The sequence below is a fragment of the Streptomyces sp. NPDC007095 genome (assembly GCF_040634475.1).
In the GTDB taxonomy this organism is placed as follows: Bacteria; Actinomycetota; Actinomycetes; order Streptomycetales; family Streptomycetaceae; genus Streptomyces.
Window position 1 is genome coordinate 1 of the sequence record NZ_JBEYFS010000431.1, and the last position, 4,617, is coordinate 4,617.

3 protein-coding genes are annotated in these 4,617 nt (G+C 74.3%); 2 read left to right on the top strand and 1 reads right to left on the bottom strand.

Annotated features, from left to right (window positions below; all coding sequences use genetic code 11):
- Positions 1-636: 636 nt before the first annotated feature.
- Entirely contained in the window at positions 637-1,821 is a 1,185-nt protein-coding gene (locus ABZ656_RS56645) for a nucleotide disphospho-sugar-binding domain-containing protein (RefSeq protein WP_101403476.1), read from the bottom strand.
- A gap of 194 nt (positions 1,822-2,015) precedes the next feature.
- Here ABZ656_RS56645 and ABZ656_RS56650 point away from each other — a divergent pair, with 194 nt between their 5' ends.
- Positions 2,016-3,416: an NDP-hexose 2,3-dehydratase family protein gene (locus tag ABZ656_RS56650; RefSeq protein WP_360280369.1), complete on the top strand. Its 1,401-nt coding sequence runs from the start codon at positions 2,016-2,018 to the stop codon at positions 3,414-3,416.
- A gap of 35 nt (positions 3,417-3,451) precedes the next feature.
- Positions 3,452-4,417, top strand: coding sequence for a Gfo/Idh/MocA family oxidoreductase (locus ABZ656_RS56655; RefSeq protein ID WP_360280372.1), 966 nt, complete (start codon positions 3,452-3,454; stop codon positions 4,415-4,417).
- The last annotated feature ends 200 nt before the right edge of the window (positions 4,418-4,617 follow it).

The following is a 4,617-nucleotide window of genomic DNA, read 5'->3' on the forward strand; positions in this document are numbered from 1 at the left end:
CTGGACGCCGATGGTGGCGCCGTTGGTGCTGAGGAGGGTGGCGCCGGGTGTGAGGTCGCGGGCTTTCACCCATCGGTGTGCTGAGCGGCGCCCGGGGGCGGGGTGTGTATCCCTCCGGGGGTTGGGCGGGATAGGCACCCGAGGCGGGCTCGGCCGGGCGGACCAGGGCCCCGGGGAGGGGCCGGCTCCCGGGAGGGGAAGCCGTCCCCGCCCGGCGTGCGGGAGTCGGTCCTGCGGCGGAGCGGAAATCACTCCTTCTACGGACGGGACATCCCTCGGGAGGGTGGCGGTGAGCGCCCCAGAGGCGGGGCCAGGAGCCCCGGGCGCCCTGTCTCCGTCCCCGGGAGCCTGGTCCGCAGGCCCCGGCCGGGGGCCGGGTCCCGCCCCGGGGACGGGAACCGGACACCCGCAGACCGGTCCGGGCGCGCCGGGTCCGGGCCAGGCACCCGGGACGCGGGGATCGAGCGCCCGGAGACCCGGGCCGGACATCCCGGACCGGAGGCCGGGCACGCCGGACCGGGGATCCGGCGGCCGGGAGCGGGTCCCCGGAGGCCGGGGCCGGACACCCGCACGCCGGGGCCCCTCGGAGACCAGGGCCGGACACCCGCAGGCCGGGTGCAGATGCCCGGGCCGGGGTCAGGTGGTGAACTGCGGGAGGCGGGTGGCGGTTTCGGTGGGGGCGGGCATGGAGGCGATCTCGGTGGCGACCTTGCGGGCCGCGTCGCGGTAGGTCTCGTCGCCCAGGATGCGGCGGGCCTGTGCGGTGACCGCGCCCGCCGTCAGGTCGGCGGCGTAGACCGCCTCGCCCGCGCCCGCGTCGCGTACGGCGGCGGCGTTGGCGGGTCCGTCGGCGCCCTGCGGGAGGATCAGCTGGGGCACTGCGGCCGCGAGTGCGGCCAGGGTGGTGCCGGCGCCGCCGTGCTGGACGACCAGGGCCGCCCGCTTCAATGCCTCGGGCTGGGCCACCCACGCGGCCGCCACCACCCGCTCGGGCAGTTCGCCCAGGTCGGCGACGTCCACCACCGGGCCGGTGGCCACCAGGACCGGCACCTCGAGCGGCAGCAGCCCCTCGATGACCGTGCGCAGGACGTCCACCGAGCCCAGTGCGGTGCCCAGGGTCAGGTAGACGAAGGGGCCGTCCGTGTCCCGGATGGCCGCAGGCAGTTCGCCCGGCTCGCCGTAGGCGACGGGGCGCTGCTCGACGCGGGGCAGCGGGGCGGCCAGGAAGCCGCGGTCCTGCAGGGAGGGCGGGCAGATGTCGATGTAGGTGCGGGCCAGGGCCAGCAGCTGGCCGCCGGGCACGTGCACGCCCAGGTCGGCGGCGGTGGCCAGCAGTTCCTCCTGGATGCGGGCCTCCTCGGGGCCCATCGCCATCACGCCCACGCCGTGCGCGACGGCGGGCACGCCCGCCAGGTGCGCGGCGAAGGCGGCGCCGGGGTTGAGCGCCTCGTAGACGACGAGGTCGAAGCCCCCGCCGGCCAGGACGGGGGCGAGGTCGGCGGCCACCCAGCGGGGCAGCACCGAGCCGAACACTGTCACATGCAGGTCGGCCAGTACCTCGGGCGGCACGTCCTGGGCGCCCAGGTCGCCGTCGCCCTCGCCGTGTTCGAGGCCGGCACTGCCGCGTACTGCTTCCATGAACGCCTCGGGAACCGAGCGGCCCGCCGCCACCGGCTCGAGGCCGGCCGCCCGCAGGGCCGGGTGCAGCTGCTCGCCGGTGGCGAAAGCGACCTCGTGGCCCGCGGCGCGCGCGGCCTTCGCCAAGGGAAGCAGGGGATACACGTGCCCGAAGTTGCCCGCGCTGGCAAAGAGGATTCTCATACCGCCCCACGGTAGGGACGCCCCCACCCTTTGTCTAGCAGTGACAGGAGAAGTAGCAGCGGCAGACACGGGGGTTCGAGCGGGCGTGCGGGGCGTTTCGAGGCGCTCTCCAGTCACGGCCGATCGCCCTGGCGGATCGTCGTGGCGGCGGCCTGGCCCTGGGCGCGCGGCACACGGCGAAGGAGTCACGACTGATGACCATCACCCAGGCGGTGCCCCCGGGCACCCTCACCCGTCCGGGGCGGCGCTTCACGCTGTCGGCCCAGACCCTGGACAGCCCTCTGACGCCCAATCCGGTCTTCCGCGAATGGTTCGCCGAACAGCGCCGCACCAACCGCTACGAGGTGCGGCGCATCCCCTTCCGCGACCTGGTCGGCTGGCGCTTCGCGGACTCCACCGGCAACCTCGTGCACGACAGCGGCCGGTTCTTCTCCGTGGAGGGCCTGCAGGTGCGCGCCGAGTGGGAGGGGCACGCCGCGTCCTGGTCACAGCCGATCATCAACCAGCCCGAGATCGGCATCCTGGGCATCGTCGTCAAGGAGTTCGACGGCGTCCTGCACTGCCTGATGCAGGCCAAGATGGAACCCGGCAACCTCGAGACCGTGCAGCTGTCCCCCACCGTGCAGGCCACCCGCAGCAACTACACCGGCGTGCACAAGGGCGCCCGGGTGAACTACATCGAGTACTTCGCCCCGCCGCGGACCGCCTCCCGGGTGCTGTTCGACTCCCTGCAGTCCGAACAGGGCTCCTGGTTCCTGCGCAAACGCAACCGGAACATGGTGGTCGAGGCCCTCGGCCCCGTCCCCGCGCACGAGGACTTCGTCTGGCTGACCCTCGGCCAGATCCACCAGCTGCTGCGCGAGTCGAACGTGGTCAACATGGACGCCCGCACCGTGCTGTCGCTGATCCCCTCGTACGCCGACGAGGGACCCCCGCTGCACAGCATGGAACACCTCCTCAACCGGCTCACCGAGATCAAGGCCCACCGCGAACTCGTGCAGACCAGCATGCCGCTGGCCGCCGTGCAGAACTGGCGGCGCACCGAGGACGCGATCGCCCACGACAGCGGCCACCACTTCACCGTCATCGCCGCGTCCGTGGCCGCCGCCAACCGCGAGGTCACCCGCTGGACCCAGCCCCTGCTCGCGCCGGCCGAACAGGGCCTGTCGGCGTTCCTGGTGCGCCGCATCGGCGGCGTGCCGCACCTGCTCGCCCACGCCCGCTCCGAGGCCGGCGTCCTGGACGTGGCCGAACTCGGCCCCACCGTGCAGTGCCAGCCCGGCCGCGCCCTGACCCTGCCGCTGACCCGCCGGCCCCGCTACCTCGACCTCGTCCTGCGCGCCGATCCCGGCACGCTGCTGTACGACACCGTGCAGTCCGAGGAGGGCGGACGCTTCCACCACGCCGGCAACCGCTACGTCCTGATGGAAGTGGGCGGCGAGTTCCCCGTCGACGTGCCCGGGGACTTCCTGTGGGTGACCGCCGGCCAGCTGTCCGCCCTGCTGCGGCACAGCAACTACCTCAACATCGAGGCCCGGACCCTGCTGAGCGCACTGCGCGCGGCCTGGGCCCGCGGCGGGGCGTACGCCCGGTGAACGGGCCCCAGCGCACACGAGGAGCGGACGGGCCGGTGCTGCGGATCGGGGTGCTGGGCTGCGCGGACATCGCCGAGCGGCGCATGCTGCCCTCGATGGCCCGCCAGCCGCTCGTCGAGGTGACCGCGATCGCCAGCCGCAGCCTCGCGAAGGCGCGGACGTTCACCGGCCGGTTCGGCGGCACGCCGGTGGCCGGCTACGCCGGGCTGCTGGAGCGCGACGACGTGGACGCCGTCTACCTGCCGCTGCCGCCCGGACTGCATGTGGAGTGGACCCTGCGGGCCCTTCAGGCCGGCAAGCACGTGCTGTGCGAGAAGCCGTTCGCCGCCCGCCTCGCGGACGCGGACAAGGCGGTGTCCCTCGCCCGCGAGCGCGGCCTGCTGCTGATGGAGAGCTTCATGTTCCTCCACCACTCCCAGCACGCCCGCGTGCAGCAGCTGCTCGACGACGGGCTGATCGGCGAACTGCGCCTGTTCGGCTCCGAGTTCGGGATCCCGCTGCGCCGCGACGCCGATGGCACCCTGCGGCGGGCCAGCACCCTGCCCGAGGTCGCCGCCTATCCGCTGCGCGCCGCCCAGTTCTTCCTCGGCCCGCACCTGCGGGTGGCCGGCGCCCAGGTGAGCCCCGCCACCGCGCACGGGCCGGCGCCCGCCGGCGGCGCCCTGCTGACCGCCGCCTCCGGGGCCACCGCCCAGCTCGCCTACGGCGTCGAACACGCCTACCGCAGCGGCTACGACCTGTGGGGCAGCCAGGGACGGCTGCGCCTGGAACGCGCCTTCAGCACCCCCGACGAGCACGTCCCCGTCCTGCACGTCGAACAGGGCGGCACCGTCCGCGAGATCCGCCTCGCCCCGGACGCCCACTTCACCAACATCGCCGGCGTCTTCGCCCGGGCCGTCCTCGACCGCGAGGACTTCACCCCGCACACCGAGGCCCTCCTCGCCCACGCCCGGCTCACCGACGCCGTCGAACAGGCCGCGGCCCACCCCGGCCCCGTATAGACAACACACGGACGGCCCGGCCCCGTACCAGCTCACAGACGGACTCACGCACGGACTCACGGACGGGCTCACGCACGGACTCACGCACGGACTCGCCGACGGGCTCACGCACGGACTCACGCACGGACTCGCCGACGGGCTCACGCACGGACTCACGCACCCACACACGCACCGGCCCAGGGGCGAGCTCCGCTAGGAGG